The organism is Rhodococcus sp. 21391 (assembly GCF_016772255.1).
In the GTDB taxonomy this organism is placed as follows: Bacteria; Actinomycetota; Actinomycetes; order Mycobacteriales; family Mycobacteriaceae; genus Rhodococcus_F; species Rhodococcus_F opacus.
In genome coordinates, this window is sequence record NZ_CP063782.1 from 216,388 (window position 1) to 232,460 (window position 16,073).

Below are 16,073 nucleotides of genomic sequence, written 5' to 3' on the forward strand. Positions count from 1 at the left end.
CACTGACATGATGATGGCGCACCCACTCACGTACGGGCCGCTACCGTCAGTTGGTATGGGGACCACCTTCCACGGGCCGAGCCCGTGGCCACACATCACCCGCGCGATCGGCACCCGCGGCGCCCGCCATGCGGCGATCGCCTACCTCGGCCAGGACGCACCCGAGCTGCTTCCCCTGCGCGCCGGTGACTTGTTGGTCGTCAACGCGTCCAAGGCTGCGATCCGGGCGCATGCCACCTCCCCCGCCGCCCTCGCCTACTACGTGAACAAGGGGGTGCGGGTGCTGTCGTCGCCGACCCTGCACGCGAAGGTGATCGTCACCAACCGTCGAGCGGTGATCGGTTCGGCGAATGCCTCCGAGAACTCTGCCTTCGCCGACGACGCTGTGGTCATCACCGACGACCCCGACATCATCGCCTCGGTGCGGAAGTTCATCGACGGCCTCGACGAGATCACCGAGGTCGATGAGGTATTTATCGACGACGCGACCCGGGGGTGGGAGATCGGCCGCGCCGTCCCATTGCCCGGGGTGACCGGTCGAATCCGCGACCCAGACGCCGAGTTTCTGCCCGGCCCGGTCACCCGGATGTTTCTCAAACATGCCGTCGACTACGAACCCAGTCTCACCGAACAGCATGTGCTCGACGAGCACCGGTCGCGGCAACCGGCCACGGCGGGGCCGGCGGTGAAGTACCAGCTCGAATCGCTCCGCCTCGACAAACCCAGCGCTGTCCGGCGCGGCGACGTGGTCGTTTTCGTCTCCGTCGACGACGGGTGGGTGTACCCGCCGGCCGTCGTGGTGTCCGACCCGATGAAGATCCCGCGGTCCGGTGGTGCGGTGCTGTACTTTCTGCGGATCCGCACCGACCTGACCCCGCTTCCCCTCTCCGATGCCGAGAGGGCGCTTACCGATCTCGGGCACCGTGGCTCACGGTTGCGGGCGGATCACTTCGTCCGCTCCCCCGGTCTCCGGACCGACCTGCTCGCGTTGTGGGATCTCTGACCATCAGCAACACCTCGACGGGAGGACTCGGCTGCGCCGGAACCGCCGAACCCAAAAGGGGAATTGCTAGACGGCGCTGGAAACCACGACAGTGCTGCTCGCCGCTCGAGCGATCCCCGTGCGGTGCTGCCGCTCCGCCGACAGGGTAAACCGTCCTCACCATTCGGGGTCGACCCGTCGTTCGCGGTCGACCCGTGCCCGAGCAGAGAGACGGCTCCGCACTCCGGTCAACACCCCCAATCATGTGCAGTCGCCCGCGGTTTTCACCGAATCATGCCGACACAACAATGCATTAGCACTCCATCGTGGGGAGTGCTAAATTCTCTGCACGCGGTGACATCAACCCGCACGAACCCGTCACGCCCAGAAAGGATCCGCACCCCCGTGACCGCCGTCCCCGGCCCGCATCTACACACCACACAGCCCTCCCGCGCCGCCGGTCGCGGCGAGCCCGCGCCGACCGACGTGGCGCTGCTCGAGTCCTGGGAAGCGGGTATCGCCGTGATCATCGGTTTGGCCGTGCTGACGACCCTGGTGTGCACCGTCCTCGGGTCCTTCCCGTTGGCTCTTTTCGCGCTCGTCGCGGTCGTCGGCGTTGCCGGTCTGGTCACCGCCGCCCTCTGATCCGGCCGGCATGCCCCGTCCGCTGCCTGGAGCGGACAGATCCGCACCCCGGGCGGCAGCACGCTTGTGGTGGATGTGCACCCGATCTGCGTTACCGGCCTGCAGGTTGTGGCCTCAAATCACTTTCTGGGAGTGGGACTCAGGAGATTCACAGGCATGGTGGGGCCGGGTGATGCGACGATGAAGCATGCGCCGCCATCGTTGGCCGGCCCTCGCGCCGCCCACCATCGGAGGGATCGTCGTGCATGCGGGCATGCCGATCGCGGCGGAGCATGACCTCGCCCTCGAGCTGTCCGCGGCGACCGCGTTTGCGTCCGGGTTGCTGCTGCGGTTCACGCTGTGCGTCACCGGTGTCCGCGCCGACTTCGCGCGCTACGAAACCCGGGCCCTGACCGACCCCGGTGACTGGTCGGCGCAGTGGTCCTATCTGGCCGTGCGCGTCGGCGCCGACGACCTCGACGGGTTCGCCGACCCGTTCCACCCGATCCCCGATTCCGGCCAGGAGGGATGCGGGCCGTATCGGACCACGCCGCAGTACTGGATCGGCACCTACCCGACCACCGGATCGCTGACCCTCACCACCGGGTGGCCACAGGTCGGACTCCACCCCACCTCGGTCACCCTCACGCTCGGTCCCAGCCCCTTCCCCACCACCGCGTTCGGGTCCGGTGCCCGTCGATGACGGGTTCGGAGCCCGGTTCGACGAACGGAACGCCCTCGCCGCCGGTGACGATCTCCGATTGTCGGAAGCTCCCGGTTCACCGCCCCGCCCCCGAAGGGGCTCGGCCGAGTCGGTGGACCGCAACCCAGGCCTCGGGTGGTCTCGCCGACGATCAAGCCAAGAATTTTACGGTTTGCTAGCGTAGCGCTGATAGCTAGCAGAGCTACGCTAGCGAACCGTGTTCTCGCACGGGTGATGGCGATGCCCACTGTCCGCGGCACCCACCGTCGGCATCGAAGTACACAGGCACCGGTACCTGCTCGGCGCTTCCGTCACGGTGATGAATCTGCAGCTGGCCATCCCCTGCCACCAGGTCCGCCCCCATAGTCGCCTCTGCTCACGGGTGGAATCGGTAGTGGCGGATGGTCGAACGAGGACAGGATGGCCTCCGGCCACAGCAGGCCCACCGCGGCTGCGATGAGCAGCATCAGTGCCGTGAGAAGGCACCTCGGGGCGTGGGGTCTCTCATGCTTCACCCCGGTCGAGGATGTCGAGCGGGACACGGTTGCGGTGGCTGATTTCCCACCGACCGGCTTCGAGATCGTCGAGGAGATCGCGGCACTGCTGATCGGTGCTCACGTCCATGCTGTGTCCGATCACGGTGACCGGGCCGCGGATGCCGCTGCGCCAGTCGATGACCGTGGAGACGAACTCACCTTGGGTTGCGAAGTCGCGGTGGCGGGTGCAGACGACGAAGTTCTCCGAGAGTGCGCGGACGGTGTAGGGGCGGCGGGGTTCGATACCGAAGCGGATTCGGTCACCGGGGGCGAGTGGGATCGGGGTAGTCGGTGATCCCGTGGTGTTCATCAGGGTCACCACGTACCCCGCACTGTGAACCTGGCTTCGGACAGTGGTTGTGTTCCTCGCTGGTTCTCGGCGAGGGTGCCGCGATCGATACTCCCGCGGCCCAACCCGATTGGCCGAAGCTCGACGTGGAAGCCGTCCCTGTCCTGATCTTGGTGGGCAGGAATAGATCGACAGGCCGCGGCGCCTTTCGTGGTGGGTGCGGGCGGCGCGGGCATCCCTGCGGGTGAAGTAGGTGCGTTTGTCGCAGTGCGGGCAGGTCACCCAGCAGGATGTGCGGCGGTGGACGTGAGGGGCCAATTTTTCGGTGCTCCTGTTTGGGCGGGGACGCTGTAGGGACTCACGCCTGGCTTCACCTGGTCGGCCCGTGACCAGTGGGAACGACGTTGTCTGATGGCGATTGCACCGCCGTCCGTCTCAACTTCGCTGCACTTCTTCGTCGGCGCGGTGCGCGGCCGTGAGTAACAAAGAATCCTGACCTGCGGAGTCTCAATCTCGGCGCGCCGAGTGCAATCGAAGTGCAGCTCGCGCTGAGACATGTGCAGCCGAGATTGAGAACCTACATTGTGGGCGCGGGAGGTCATACGGACCGTCCGATCTGAATATTCAGCCAGTCCGACAGCCAGGTGATGGCGTTGCGCCCCGCGTTGTCGACGACCAGGGCGCTGTAGTTGGTGTGGGCACCGGAGGTGAAAAAGCTCGCGGCCTTCAGGCCTTCGCCGACCAGGGCGGTCAGGTCCTCGGCGCCCTGCGATTGGGCCATGGTCGTCAGCGAGCCGGTCAGCGCCGGCAGATCGACGTTCTGTGTCTGGGCGCTGATGTTGGTGGCCGCGTTTGACAGCTTGCCGAGTAGTTCCGGTGGGGTCTTGGAGGCTTTGCCGGAGAGCATGTTCACCGCTACCGAGGCCAGGTCGAGGCCGACGGGGACGAGGCCGGTCATCGTGGCCGCGGCCCCGAGGGGGTCGGGTGCCTGTCCGGGGGGCGGGAGTAGTTTCTCGATCGCGGTCCAGGCGATGTCCTGGATCTGCCCGACCAGGGTGGCGAGCCGGATGACGTCGACGCCTCCGAGGATCGATGCCACGAGTGCGGCGATCTGGGTGTAGCCGGTGGGATCGGGGATGACCGAGAGCACCTGGGAGACCCAGCGCAGATCCACGGCGGCGGCCATCTTCACCAACGGTGCGAACTGGTTGTTCAGCTCCCCTGCCACCTGGTGCGCACCGTGGGCGTCGAGGGCTGCGACCTTCTGCGGTAACACCGTGAGGTTGTTCAGGATTCCCGATATGTCGAGCGCGGTCACCCCGGTGACGACATTGAGGATCTGATCGACGACTGTGGCCGGTTTGAGTACCGACAGCACGGTCGAGGCCGTCGACAGTGCATCGGCTGGAACCGATGTCAGCGGGGCGACCTGACCGCCGAGGGGGGTGGCCGCCGTCGACAGCTGTGCCGCGTCCGCCGATGCCCCGGCGACGGTCGTAGTCCCCGAATCGGCCAGTTTCCGTGCGGTGTCGGCGATCGTCGTCACCGTGTTCAGCGCCGCGGTCAGGTCGGATGCCCTGGCCTTCGAGAGGACCTCGGAGGCGCTGTGTTCGGGGCTACCCACCTGGGCGGCGGCAAGCTGCTCGGTGGCGGCGTGAGCAGTCCCGGAGTCGATCAGATCAGCGATCGGGGCGAGCGCCGTGGCGATGGACGAGGCCGTCGCCGCCACGCCACGAACGTCGACGTTCGGCTCGGAGAGCTGCTGTCCGAGGGTGGCGACAGTGCGTCCCAGCGCGGGCAGGTCGGCACCGGAGAAATCCGAGGTCAGCGCGGTGGCCAGCCGGGCATCGCCACCGGTGTTCCTGTTTCCACCATTTGCGCTGGTATCGCCATCCGCGCTGGTGTCGCCATGCGTGCTGGGGGTCTTGCTCAGAATCGACCCGAGCGAGCCCAGGAGAGGGTTGTCGCCCTTGCGGATCGAGCAGTACAGGTCCCCGGGATCGCAGATCGAGGCAACCCGGCCCGAGAGCGTGCCCATACCCTGCGGGCGCGGATCGGCGATGCCCTGACCGGAGGTGCGAGGACCCACAGTCGCCGCCCCCTGGGTGCCGGCGCCGGGGTCGGCGAGCAGCCCGACGGCCAGGACCCGGTCGGCGGGGACCGGGCCGTGGTCGTTACCGATCCGAGAGGCAAGATCGCCTGCGGCGTCGGCGCCCTGGGAATAGCCGGTGATCGTGAACTTCGTGTTCGTGCACGTGCTCGCCACGTCGGTGAGGACCGCCGTGGCCTTGGTGAGGGCGTCGAGTTTGCTGTCGGCGTATGTGTGTCCGTTGTCGAACGCGCGGGCCATATACGGGAGGGTGTGGACCTTCGCCCGGTCACCGTGGGCGGCGGTGATGGCCTCGGCGACCGGTGCGAGGATCCCGACCGGATGATTGGGGTCGGCGTGCTCGCTGGTTTCCCAGGTCCCGGGGATCAGCAGATTGAACGTCGCCGCGCAGCCGGTGGGGTCGGCGTGCGCGAGCGCGGGGGCGGTCACCGCGACGCTGCCGGCGACGGTCGCGCACGCAACGAGAGCCACCAGGCTGCGGGCTCTCGAATATCTTGCGGGCATGGGCACCTCATCTGTCGCCGGCGAGCTCTGACGCTCACCCACTGGTGCGGATTCCGGGATGCCACGCGCAGCCTCCCCCAAAGCGCACCAGTGAGGTGAGGTGCATACGGTGAACGAAGTCGGCAGCGGAATTCAACGGGGTATGTGGATAACTTCTTCTCCCCACCCTCATTCGCACGTCGCCTGCACCCCGACCCCACCGCACACTCCCGTAGCGGTGCGAGACAGGCTAGCTGCGATAGCGATGCTGTCCGGAGCTGAACTCCGGATAAGACTGCCCCTGAGATCAGGTCCAAGACGAGCCCGCGCAGACAGCGACGGTCGTGGCATAGCCAGGGACCGTCGCCACCCGGGCCCGGCGCCCGATTACCGTCTGTCGGTATGGGGACCACCTTCCACGGGCCGAGCCCGTGGCCACACATCACCCGCGCCATCCGCACCCGGGGCGCCCGCCACGCCGCGATCGGCTACCTCGGCCAGGACGCACCCGAGCTGCTTCCGCTGCGCGCCGGTGACCTGTTGGTCGTCAACGCCTCCAAGGCCGCGATCCGGGCGCACGCCACCTCCCCCGCCGCCCTCGCCTACTACGTGACCAAGGGGGTGCGGGTGCTGTCGTCGCCGACCCTGCGCGCCAAGGTGATCGTTACCAGTCGGCGCGCGGTGATCGGGTCGGCGAACGCATCTGAGAACTCCGCCTTCGCCGACGACGCTGTGGTCATCACCGACGATCCCGACATCATCGCCTCGCCAACTCGCCGTCGACGGCGACCTCGAGCACGTGCTCGCCGCCGCGGCGGACGCCGCCGCGTTGATGGGGGTCAACTGCGCCTCGGTGGCCCGGGCCGACAAGCCGGGCGGCGCATTGCGGGTACTCGCCTACCGTGGTCAACCACCCGCCCCTGAAACCTTCACCCCCGGTACCGAGTCCCAACCCGGCTACGCGGCCGCCGTCGACGAGATCATCACCTGCCCCGACCGGTACGGGGAGCACCGGTTCTCCACCGAAGCCATGAACGCCCGGGGGTTACGGTCCGGGGTCTGCGTTCCCATCGGCGCCGAGCCGGTGTGGGGTGTGCTGACCGCACACAGTGCCCGCCCCCGCGAATACGCCGACCGGGAGCTGACGTTCCTGCGCTCGGTGACCGCGGTGCTGACCGCGGCGATCCGGCGCATTGAGGCAGAGGAGGCACTGCGATATCAAAGCCTGCACGACCCGCTGACCGGGCTACCGAACCGTGCCCTGGTGCATCAGCAGATCGACGCCGCCCTGGACGCGGCACGCGGGAGCCAATACCGGGTCGCGGCGTTGCTGATCGACGTCGACGAGTTCAAAAGCCTCAACGACCGGCTCGGTCACGCCGTCGGGGATGACGCCCTCATCCTGTTGGCCGAACAACTGCAGTCGGTGGTGCGGCCCGCCGACACCGTGGCCCGGATCGGGGGCGACGAATTCCTCATCGTGTGTCCCCAGACCACCTCGGTCGAGGAGACCATCGCCACCGCCACCCGGATCACCGAACTACAAGTCGGGGCCGATTCGGTCGGGCGCGAACTTCGGTTCACCGCCAGCGTCGGTATCGCACTCGCCGGACCGCAGGAAACCCGGCAGACGCTCATCCGACGCGCAGACGCCGCCATGTACCACGCCAAAGCCACCGGCAGCGGCTACGCCCTCGCCCCCTGACCCGAACAGCCGCACCCTGCAGGTTCTCAACGTCGTGGCGGCGGGTGATTGTCCCGAACGTGTCGGAATCCCCGGCCCCGGCCGCTGTCGCGTCAGCGGATCCCTGACCGGACACCACCGGCGCCGAGGGAACACTGCGTACCGCATGCCCGGACACGTGCGATTCCCGCCGCTCGCCCACCCCAGCAGCACCGATCTACGCCGCTCGTGTCCCCACTTCCTGTCGGACTGCGGCCGGGCCCCCGAAGGGGGCCGCACAACCCCGTGACGTTGGTCCCTTGCGAGGCGGTGCAAGGCCTCTAATGCTTGTCGTATGACGTTCGGACGCACGATCGTCGGTGCCGCCGGGACAGCAGCTGTCCTCTACGGAGCCTGGGTACGCCCTCGGCTCGTGCGCTGGGGCGCGACGGAGGAGGAAGTCGCCGGGCCGTATCCCGGTGCCGACCTGGTTCCCGACGGTGACAGAGGCGGGGCGATGGCCGTCACGATCGACGCCCCGCCAGATCAGGTCTGGCCGTGGCTGGTACAGCTGGGCGGCGATCGTGGGGGATGGTACTCCTGGGACCACCTGGACAACGCCGGTCGCCCCAGTGCCCACAGAGTCCACCCCGAGTGGCAGGACCTCGCCCTCGGCGACTACGTGAAGTACTGGACACGCCGCCACGGCCCCGTGGACGCCTGGGAGGTCGCAGCGCTGGAACCGAATCGGTTCCTGGGACTGCGCGGGTTGAGCGATCTTCGAGGCCGCCTTCTCGATCCCCAGCAACCACGGCCGTCGGCCTACACCGAAGGACTCTGGGGCTTCCTGTTGAACGAGTTGCCCGGCGGGCGCACCCGTCTGGTGATCGCCGGTTACCAAGCCTTCCGCCCTCGCTGGCTCGGGCGTTTCGTCTTCTACTGGCTCTTTCCCCCGGTGGTCTGGATCATGCAGGCACGGATGTTGGCCGTACTCAAACGAAACGTCGAACGAGCAGCCAACCGCGATGCCAGCTAGCGTAGCTATCCTCTCGTTGCGGTTACGGTCGCGGAGCTTTTCGGCGCACGATCGATGGCGCCGCGCACCGGGCCGGGTATTGCAACCCCATCAATCTGAGCCTTTGCCAGGCAGAGCGTGCCACACCACGACCTCGGCCCTTACCCGAGTGCTCTCGAGCGGACCGCCTCCACGACCTGCCCAAGTGATTCACAACAGACGGAGTGATCGCATGACCGACCTCGACCAATCCACCGCCGTGCACGAGCAGCTGGATATCCCCGCCGACATGGACGTGATCGTGTGAGCACCCCCGTCGACCTCGACGAGCAGGTCACCAAGGTCCGGGATGCGCTGCACGCCCTACGCCGTACCCTCCTCGACCTCGAGCGCACCTACGCAGCCCTCGACGCGCACACGCTCGACGTGAACGAACTCGGCGACCCGACCACCGCACCGGAAGCGTTGGAGAGCGCCGTCGACGCCCTCCGCGCCGCCCAGGACACACTCGGAATCGCCGACGCCGACCTCGACGTGGCGAAGCGGCACACCGCACGGTTGCAAGAACGCCCATGACCGCCGCTGCCGGTGCCGACCGATCCACTCGCCGATAGCAGGAAAATGCCCGCAGCAGACCTGCTCGGAAACGCTTCGGAAGTGACCCACAGCACCACACCCACCTGGGCTGTTGCAGACTGCTACAGTGGTGTCGAGAGGAAGGTGCACGACATGGCAGCTACATCCCCGACTCGAATCGACAACGAGCTCTACGCATCGGCGAAACTGGTCGGTGGACGGATGAGTCGCAGCGCCGCGCAACAGATCGCGCACTGGGCGCGGATCGGCCGCGAACTGGAGGCCTCCCACAGCGTTTCCTACCGCGACGTCGCCGACGTGCTGGACGGCCGACGCGACTACGACGAGCTCACCGACCGCGAACAGGCGGTCGTCCGCGCCGAATGGACCGAGCGCATCACCGAGCGCCGAGAAGGACTGAACCTGGCAGAACAGTTCGCCCACTCCGGCCGTTCCTACGTCGAGCTGGACCAACACGGGAACATCGTTCGGCACCCCGCCCAAGACGGCGGGCCGGCCGACGCTTGAGCCCCGATCCCGTCCTGCACGCCATCGCCGGACCGAACGGTGCCGGCAAGACCACGTTCTACGAACACATACTCGGTCCCGTCACGCACCTGGACTTCGTCAACGCAGACGTCATCGCCGCCGCACGCTGGCCGCACGAGGCGGCAACCCACGCCTACGAAGCGGCCTCCCTCGCCGCCGAACAACGAGCACAGCGGATCGCCCAACGCCGATCGTTCGTCACCGAGACCGTGTTCTCCCACGAGTCGAAACTCGACCTGCTCCGCGACGCCCACCAGGCAGGATTCCACTTGACCTTGCACGTGGTCCTGATCCCGGAGGAGTTGGCCGTCGCGCGCGTGGTCGACCGTGTAGCGAACGGAGGTCACCATGTGCCCGAGGAGAAGATCCGGGCGCGGTTTGGGCGGTTGTGGAGTCTACTGCGGGCCGCGATCGCCGCCGCCGACCAAGCCTACGTATACGACAACACCACCACAGCCCACCCGTTCCGCCTAGTCGCAAGCTTCACCAACGGCAACCCGATCGACGACCCGACCTGGCCGTCCTGGACCCCGACGGCACTGCGCGCGGACAGCTAGCCTCGGCCAGTGCCGCACCAGGCAACGTCAATGAGAAGCGCGCAATACCCACGATGCCGGTGGCCGACCCCGCCACGTCACACCGTATCGGCCTGTCCTGTTTGACGATCCGTCAAACAGGACACCGGTTGGAAGCCAACGCCGGATGGACGGTGGGGTTGTTCCGATAGAATGTGTCGCGGCGACGACCTGGCGTCGACCTGCGTACCATCCCGCACTGCATGACACGAGGCCCGACGCGCTGACCGCCCGGATCGACGTCGCGCTCGACAACGAACTCCTCGCCCACCTGGACGCCCTCCCCGACCGACTCGGGCCACACCCGGCAGGAGCGCTGGGTGTACGTCGCCGCAAAACGCCTCCGGTTCCCCACCCCCATCGAGATCCGAATGCTCGACGAGATGTTCCGAGCCCGAAATAGCCGAGAGCTGGCGCGGCACGCCTGCCGCGAGAAACGAGGCAAAGGGCCCGGCGTAATCGCCTCTCGCGGGGCAGGTTCACCAGATCGCGAGCTGGTCGTGATGGCCCGCGCCGCATCACCGCCGACCATCCGGTCATCGCGTACTGCCGCATCGGCGAACGCTCCTCCTCACACACCTAATTCGCGCTCACCGAGCTGCTCGGATACCCGAACGTCCGCAATTGGATACCGTTGATGTGGATCTCCCGGCGAGGTCCGACGACAGCAGAAGAAGGTGCACCGATGTCTCGGATTGCGCAGGTCACGGCCCTTCGATCCCTGCTCCTGGTCACCGCGCTGGCATTCGCGGTGATCTCGTGCGGTGACACCACCACTTCCGCGGACGGTCCGACGACCCCGGCGGAGCAGACGCCGGGGCAGACCACCGACGCGTACTGCTCCTCGGTGTCCACCATCCTCGGCCGCACCGGCAAGCTCGGCGACAAGGCGGCGTGGGCCGGGTCGCGCTGCCCACGGACCTGACCGTGGTTACCCGCGGGGTGACCGTGAAGCCGGGTCTGTCGCTCGGCGGCTACGTCGCCTTCGCCTGGTACGACGACGACACATTGGTGATGGGCGACCTGGTCGTCACCGAGGACGAGCTCCCCCAGGTCACCGACGCGCTGGAGGCACACGGCATCGCCCAGACCGCCATCCACAATCGCCCGCTCGAACAGACCCCGCCGGTGTGGTGGACCCGCGTCCACGCCATGGGCGATCCGGCCGACCTCGCCCGCGGGATCCGGGCCGCACTCGACGTCACCGCCATCGCCCCGCCGACCCCGCCCCCGGCCCAGCAGCCGCCGGTCGACCTCGACACCGCCCTCGGACGGCACGGCACCGCGGACGGCGGCATCTACAAACTCACCATCGGCCGCCGCGACACCATCGAGGACAACGGCCATCTGCTGCCGCCCACCTTCGGCGTCACCACCGCACTGAACTTCCAACCGGTCGGCGGCGGCCGGGCCGCAGTCAACGGGGACATCGTGATGACCGCACCCGAGGTGCAGAACGTGATCGAGGCGCTCCGCGCCGGCGGCATCGACGTCGTCGAGGTCCACAACCACTCCCTCGACGAACAACCGGGCCTGTTCTACCTGCACTTCTGGGCCGTCGGCGACGCCCCCGCCCTCGCCGCCACCCTGCGGATCGCCGTCGACACCACCAACATCACAGCCGGGAACTGACCGGGCCTCGGCGCTCGACAACGCAGGCGATGAACGGCGAGGAGACGACAATGGGAACGATGCCCATGACCGGCCGCGGCGCCCGAGCAGCACGGCACCTGGTGCCCGCGCTGATGATCGGGGCGATGTGGGTCGGCGCGTGCTCGTCCGGATCGTCACCGCCGGAGGATGGGTCGCTGCCGCTGCAGCCGGTCGCGGAAATTGCCCTCCCCGGCGACAATTCACGCTTCGACTACGGAAGTCTCGACTCTGATCGGGGACTGTTGTTCATTGCCCACCTCGGCGCCAGCGAGGTCATCGAAGTCGACGTCCACACCCGGCAGGTCGTGCGGACGATCCCGAACCTGTCCCAGGCGCACGGTGTCCTAGTCGTTCCCGAACTGCGCCGGGTCTACGTCACCGCCACCGGCGACAACCGGCTGGTCATCCTCGACGAAGACACCGCCGCCGTGCTCGGGCAGGCCCCCACCGGTGATTATCCGGACGGGATCGCCCATGACCCGAAACGCGGCGCGGTGTGGACCACCAACGAATCCGGCGGCTCGGAAACGGTCATCGACGCAGTCACCGCCCAGGTACGCGGCACCGTCGACCTCGGCGGCGACGTCGGCAACGTCGCCTACGACCCGGTCGCCGACCAGATGCTGGTCGCCGTGCAAGGGAAGGGCGATCTCGCCGCCATCGACCCACAGGCTCTGACCGTCATTCGCCGGCTCCCGTTGCCCGGCTGCCGCGGCGGCCACGGCCTCGCCCTCGACCCGCAGGCGCGGCTGGCGTTCGTCGCCTGCGAGGACAATGCCACCCTGCTCACCGTCGACCTGGCGACCTGGCAGACCGCCGGCACCATCGACGTCGGCAAACACCCCGATGTCCTCGCCTACGACCAAGGAGCGCAACGCCTTTACGTTGCCTCCGAGAGCGGCACCGTCACAGTGCTCGACCAACAGGGCGGACACCTCACCGAACTCGGATCCGGTCACCTCGCCGACGGCGCACACGTCGCGGTACTCGACCCGAACACCCACCACACCTACTACCCGATTCCCGACGGAACCGGCGGCCGTCCCGCCCTCCTCGAACAGGCTCCGAATCCCTGATCCCACACCACCGTGAGTGATCACGACGCAGACGTGCACACCACCAGCGCTGCTTCTCAAGGACCTCATCGGGGTATCCACTCCACCAAGAGTTGTCGACACCCCGCTCGACGGCCACGGCACCCAAGACCACCTCGCGGGTGCCCCAGGAAAGGACCCCACGATGCTCGGACTGGGAATCATCGGCTGGATCATCATCGGCGGACTAGCCGGCTGGATCGGCAGCAAGATCATGAAGACCGATGCTCAGATGGGCATCCTCCTCAACATCGTCGTCGGCATCGCCGGCGGACTGCTCGGTGGATTCCTCCTCAAACTGCTCGGAGTCGACGTTGAAGGCGGCGGGCTGATCTTCAGCTTCCTGACCTGTCTCCTCGGCGCGGTGATCCTGTTGTTCATCGTCAAGGCCGTCACCGGTCGCCGCGTACACCACTGAACGACTCCACAAGGGGCCCGTGCCGGCGTTCAGGACGGTCGTCGACCCCAGCGGGGTGGCGAGCCGGGTGAGCGAGTGCGGCATGTCCCATCGCTGCAGTCGATCCCGGCACCACCGGACCAGAACGCCCGAGTCGGCGTTGCGGTAGATCCCGTGCTGCGCGGCCAGGGGTGGTCTCCTCACAGTGCCGGAGTGAGCGGGCCCGGTGTGCCGGCCGCGAGACCACCGCGGCGGATGTCGCCGGGGGCGGGCCTCGCGGCGGGATGGGTGACGTGTTCGGCGGAGTCCAGCAGCCAGGGCACGCTGGTGACCATCACTCCGGGGGTGTACAGCAACCGGCCCTTCAGGCGCAGGGCGCTCTGGTTGTGCAGCAGGTGTTCCCACCAGTGCCCGACGACGTACTCGGGGATGTAGATGGTGATCACCTCGCGGGGGTTGTCCCGGCGGATGGTTTTGACATAGTTGATGATCGGCCGGGTCACCTCCCGGTAGGGGGACGCGAGCACCTTCAGCGGCACCGGCATACTCTGCTTGTCCCACTCCTTCTGCAGTCGGGGGGTGTCGTCGCTCTGCACGGTGACGGCCTCGAGGATCGAGGGCCGGGTGGCGCGGGCATAGGCGAGGGCGCGGGCGGCCGGTTTGTGCAGCTGGGAGATCAGGACGATGGCGTGCACCCGGGAGGGCAGGTCGAAGCTGTCCTCGTCGAGGACGAGCGCGGCGGCCACCCGGTCGTAGTGCCGGCGGATGGCCTTCATCATCACGAAGAGGATCGGCATCGCGATCACCACCAGGTAGGCGCCCTGAGTGAACTTGGTGGCGGTCACGATGATCAGCACCAACCCGGTGAGGGCGCAGCCGACACCGTTGACGGTGCGCCGCACCCGGATACGGTGCCGCTCGGCCCGGTCCGGTTCGGCGCGCAGCAGCCGGTTCCAGTGCCGCACCATCCCGGCCTGGCTGAGGGTGAAGGAGGTGAACACCCCGAGGATGTAGAGCTGGATCAGGTGGGTGACCGAGGCGTCGAAGACGACGATCAGGATGCCGGCGGCCAAGGCCAGCAGGATGATGCCGTTGCTGAACGCGAGCCGGTCGCCGCGGGTGTTGAGCTGGCGGGGTAGGTAGCGGTCGCGGGCCAGGATCGAGGCGAGCAGCGGGAACCCGTTGTAGGCGGTGTTCGCGGCCAGGATCAGGATCAGCACGGTGGCGGCCTGGATGTAGAAGAACCCGACGTTGGTGGTCCCCCCGAACACCGCGGCCGCGATCTGCGCGATCACGGTGCGCTGCGGATCGGTGTCACAGTTTCCGGTGAAACCAATCAGGTCACAGGTGTGTTCCGCGATGCGAACCTTGCTGATGATGGCCAGTGCGGTGATGCCGGCGAACATCACGATCGCGGTAGCCCCCATCGCGACAAGGGTCTTGGCGGCATTGGCGCTCTTGGGTTTCCGGAAGGCGGGGACCCCGTTGGAGATGGCCTCGACCCCGGTCAGCGCGGTGCAGCCGGAGGAGAAGGCGCGCAGGGCGAAGAACACCAGCGCCAGCCCGGTGAACCCGGAGTGTTCCGGGGTGATCGAGTAGGCGGCGCTCTCGGCGACCGGTGCGTCCCCGAGTAGCACCCGGATCAGGCCGGTGACGATCAGGACGAGGACGCCGGCGATGAATCCGTAGGTCGGGACGGCGAAGGTTTTGCCGGATTCGCGGACCCCGCGCAGGTTCATCGCGGTCAACAGGATCACGAAGCCGACCGCCAGTTCGACCCGATGCGGATTGAGTGAGGGTAGCGCGGAGATGAGGTTGTCCACTCCGGCGGCCACCGACACCGCCACGGTCATCACGTAGTCGACGAGCAGGGCAGCGGCGACCGTCAACCCGGCGGACGGCCCCAGGTTACGGTTCGCGACCTCGTAGGATCCGCCGCCGCTGGGGTAGGCGAAGACCACCTGCCGGTAGGACAGCACCACCACCGCCAGCAGCACCACCACCCCGGCCGCCAGATAGGGGGTGAGGTACAGGTACGCCAGCCCGCCCAGGGAGAGGACCAGCAGAATTTCCTGGGTGGCGTAGGCCACCGACGAGAGGGGGTCGGAGGCGAAGATCGGCAGCGCCAGCCGCTTGGACAGCAACTGGTCACCGAGATGCTCACTGCGCAGCGCACGCCCCAGAATCAGGCGCCGCGCCGCATGTACGGCTTTGGACACCGCCGAAGCCTAGACGCGGTTCGGGACTGCGCTCGGCTGCCGGGGCGTAAGGATTTCGCTAAGATATTTCGCTTCGCGCGCCGGTGGGCGACGCGACCTGCCGACTATCCGCGCCAGGCTGTAGTCGACCGGTCACCGATCCCATCCCGATGCCATGACCGCATCACCTCGGGAAGCTGTGCGCCAATCGATTTCGCGAATAACCCGTACCCCTTCTTCCCGTTCTGCCGCCGCAGGCCGACGCTGATCTGTACCTGTTGGTTTCTCGTGCGGGAAAGGATGCTCTCTGGTGGGCGATCTCGTGGTCACCGTCGTGATGGTCGGTTCCTTCGTCGGAGCCGCACCGATGATCCGGTACCTCAACACCCGGCCTGCCCGGCCCGGGCCAGCTCGCGTGCCGACTGCGGGCTCATCCGGGACCGGCCGGGCCGCCGACTCCCCCCACCGGTGATCCGTCCGGTACCTCTGGTGATGTCGTGTCGGGAGGGGGCACCATGCGATCCCGGTCGCCCCGTTCGTCACCGACTGCGGCACAAGGGTTATCAGGGTGTTCCTAGCTGTAATGGAGGGGGTACCGGGGATCCCCGGATGCGCCCTCGGTGGGG

The 16,073-nt window shown here is 67.6% G+C and carries 12 protein-coding genes and 3 pseudogenes; 12 read left to right on the plus strand and 3 right to left on the minus strand.

What is annotated here, in order from left to right; translation table 11 throughout:
- Nucleotides 1–55: 55 nt before the first annotated feature.
- From GO592_RS35700 to GO592_RS35710, 3 genes are all read left to right on the plus strand, one after another.
- Nucleotides 56–1,003 carry a phospholipase D family protein gene (locus GO592_RS35700; protein WP_007299562.1) on the plus strand — a complete coding sequence of 316 codons (948 nt, stop codon included), beginning with the start codon at nucleotides 56–58 and terminating at the stop codon, nucleotides 1,001–1,003.
- Between the two features lie 384 nt (nucleotides 1,004–1,387).
- Entirely contained in the window at nucleotides 1,388–1,627 is a 240-nt protein-coding gene (locus GO592_RS35705; RefSeq protein ID WP_007299561.1) for a hypothetical protein, read from the plus strand.
- A gap of 187 nt (nucleotides 1,628–1,814) precedes the next feature.
- Complete coding sequence (locus GO592_RS35710; RefSeq protein WP_007299560.1) at nucleotides 1,815–2,309, plus strand: hypothetical protein; 495 nt, start codon at nucleotides 1,815–1,817, stop codon at nucleotides 2,307–2,309.
- 504 nt (nucleotides 2,310–2,813) lie between these two features.
- Here GO592_RS35710 and GO592_RS35715 read toward each other — a convergent pair.
- Both GO592_RS35715 and GO592_RS35720 read right to left on the minus strand, forming a co-directional pair.
- Complete coding sequence (locus GO592_RS35715; protein ID WP_237720553.1) at nucleotides 2,814–3,155, minus strand: hypothetical protein; 342 nt, start codon at nucleotides 3,153–3,155, stop codon at nucleotides 2,814–2,816.
- A 577-nt stretch (nucleotides 3,156–3,732) separates the two neighbouring features.
- The gene (locus tag GO592_RS35720; RefSeq protein WP_039952403.1) at nucleotides 3,733–5,748 is read right to left on the minus strand and encodes a cutinase family protein; all 2,016 of its coding nucleotides are present in this window, start codon (nucleotides 5,746–5,748) and stop codon (nucleotides 3,733–3,735) included.
- 381 nt (nucleotides 5,749–6,129) lie between these two features.
- Here GO592_RS35720 and GO592_RS35725 point away from each other — a divergent pair.
- From GO592_RS35725 to GO592_RS35765, 9 genes and pseudogenes are all read left to right on the plus strand, one after another.
- Nucleotides 6,130–6,495: pseudogene (locus GO592_RS35725) on the plus strand (phosphatidylserine/phosphatidylglycerophosphate/cardiolipin synthase family protein); the annotation flags it as partial.
- A 1-nt stretch (nucleotide 6,496) separates the two neighbouring features.
- A pseudogene (locus GO592_RS35730) lies at nucleotides 6,497–7,432 on the plus strand (diguanylate cyclase domain-containing protein); the annotation flags it as partial.
- 313 nt (nucleotides 7,433–7,745) lie between these two features.
- On the plus strand, nucleotides 7,746–8,426 hold the full coding sequence (locus GO592_RS35735) for a hypothetical protein (RefSeq protein ID WP_202715268.1): 681 nt from the start codon (nucleotides 7,746–7,748) through the stop codon (nucleotides 8,424–8,426).
- Nucleotides 8,427–8,708: 282 nt separating this feature from the next.
- Nucleotides 8,709–8,981, plus strand: coding sequence for a hypothetical protein (locus GO592_RS35740; protein ID WP_011599464.1), 273 nt, complete (start codon nucleotides 8,709–8,711; stop codon nucleotides 8,979–8,981).
- A gap of 153 nt (nucleotides 8,982–9,134) precedes the next feature.
- Nucleotides 9,135–9,509, plus strand: coding sequence for a TA system antitoxin ParD family protein (locus GO592_RS35745; RefSeq protein WP_016880473.1), 375 nt, complete (start codon nucleotides 9,135–9,137; stop codon nucleotides 9,507–9,509).
- Nucleotides 9,506–10,087, plus strand: a complete 582-nt coding sequence (locus GO592_RS35750; RefSeq protein WP_011599462.1) for an AAA family ATPase — start codon at nucleotides 9,506–9,508, stop codon at nucleotides 10,085–10,087. The genes GO592_RS35745 and GO592_RS35750 overlap by 4 nt, the downstream gene beginning before the upstream one ends.
- A 703-nt stretch (nucleotides 10,088–10,790) precedes the next feature.
- A pseudogene (locus GO592_RS35755) lies at nucleotides 10,791–11,737 on the plus strand (DUF1259 domain-containing protein).
- Between the two features lie 50 nt (nucleotides 11,738–11,787).
- Nucleotides 11,788–12,834, plus strand: coding sequence for a YncE family protein (locus tag GO592_RS35760; RefSeq protein ID WP_029537904.1), 1,047 nt, complete (start codon nucleotides 11,788–11,790; stop codon nucleotides 12,832–12,834).
- A gap of 163 nt (nucleotides 12,835–12,997) precedes the next feature.
- Nucleotides 12,998–13,270, plus strand: a complete 273-nt coding sequence (locus GO592_RS35765) for a GlsB/YeaQ/YmgE family stress response membrane protein (protein WP_029537907.1) — start codon at nucleotides 12,998–13,000, stop codon at nucleotides 13,268–13,270.
- Nucleotides 13,271–13,449: 179 nt separating this feature from the next.
- Here the strand turns inward: GO592_RS35765 and GO592_RS35770 are convergent, their stop codons facing one another.
- Nucleotides 13,450–15,468 carry an APC family permease gene (locus GO592_RS35770; protein ID WP_011599456.1) on the minus strand — a complete coding sequence of 673 codons (2,019 nt, stop codon included), beginning with the start codon at nucleotides 15,466–15,468 and terminating at the stop codon, nucleotides 13,450–13,452.
- Nucleotides 15,469–16,073: the final 605 nt, after the last annotated feature.

Excerpts from the sequence above, each read along its gene's own strand:
- GO592_RS35700 (WP_007299562.1), top strand. The coding sequence starts at position 56 with ATGGGGACCACCTTCCACGGGCCGAGCCCGTGGCCACACATCACCCGC.
- GO592_RS35760 (WP_029537904.1), top strand. The coding sequence starts at position 11,788 with ATGGGAACGATGCCCATGACCGGCCGCGGCGCCCGAGCAGCACGGCAC.
- GO592_RS35765 (WP_029537907.1), top strand. The coding sequence starts at position 12,998 with ATGCTCGGACTGGGAATCATCGGCTGGATCATCATCGGCGGACTAGCC.
- GO592_RS35715 (WP_237720553.1), bottom strand. The coding sequence starts at position 3,155 with ATGAACACCACGGGATCACCGACTACCCCGATCCCACTCGCCCCCGGT.
- GO592_RS35735 (WP_202715268.1), top strand. The coding sequence starts at position 7,746 with ATGACGTTCGGACGCACGATCGTCGGTGCCGCCGGGACAGCAGCTGTC.
- GO592_RS35745 (WP_016880473.1), top strand. The coding sequence starts at position 9,135 with ATGGCAGCTACATCCCCGACTCGAATCGACAACGAGCTCTACGCATCG.
- GO592_RS35710 (WP_007299560.1), top strand. The coding sequence starts at position 1,815 with ATGCGCCGCCATCGTTGGCCGGCCCTCGCGCCGCCCACCATCGGAGGG.
- GO592_RS35720 (WP_039952403.1), bottom strand. The coding sequence starts at position 5,748 with ATGCCCGCAAGATATTCGAGAGCCCGCAGCCTGGTGGCTCTCGTTGCG.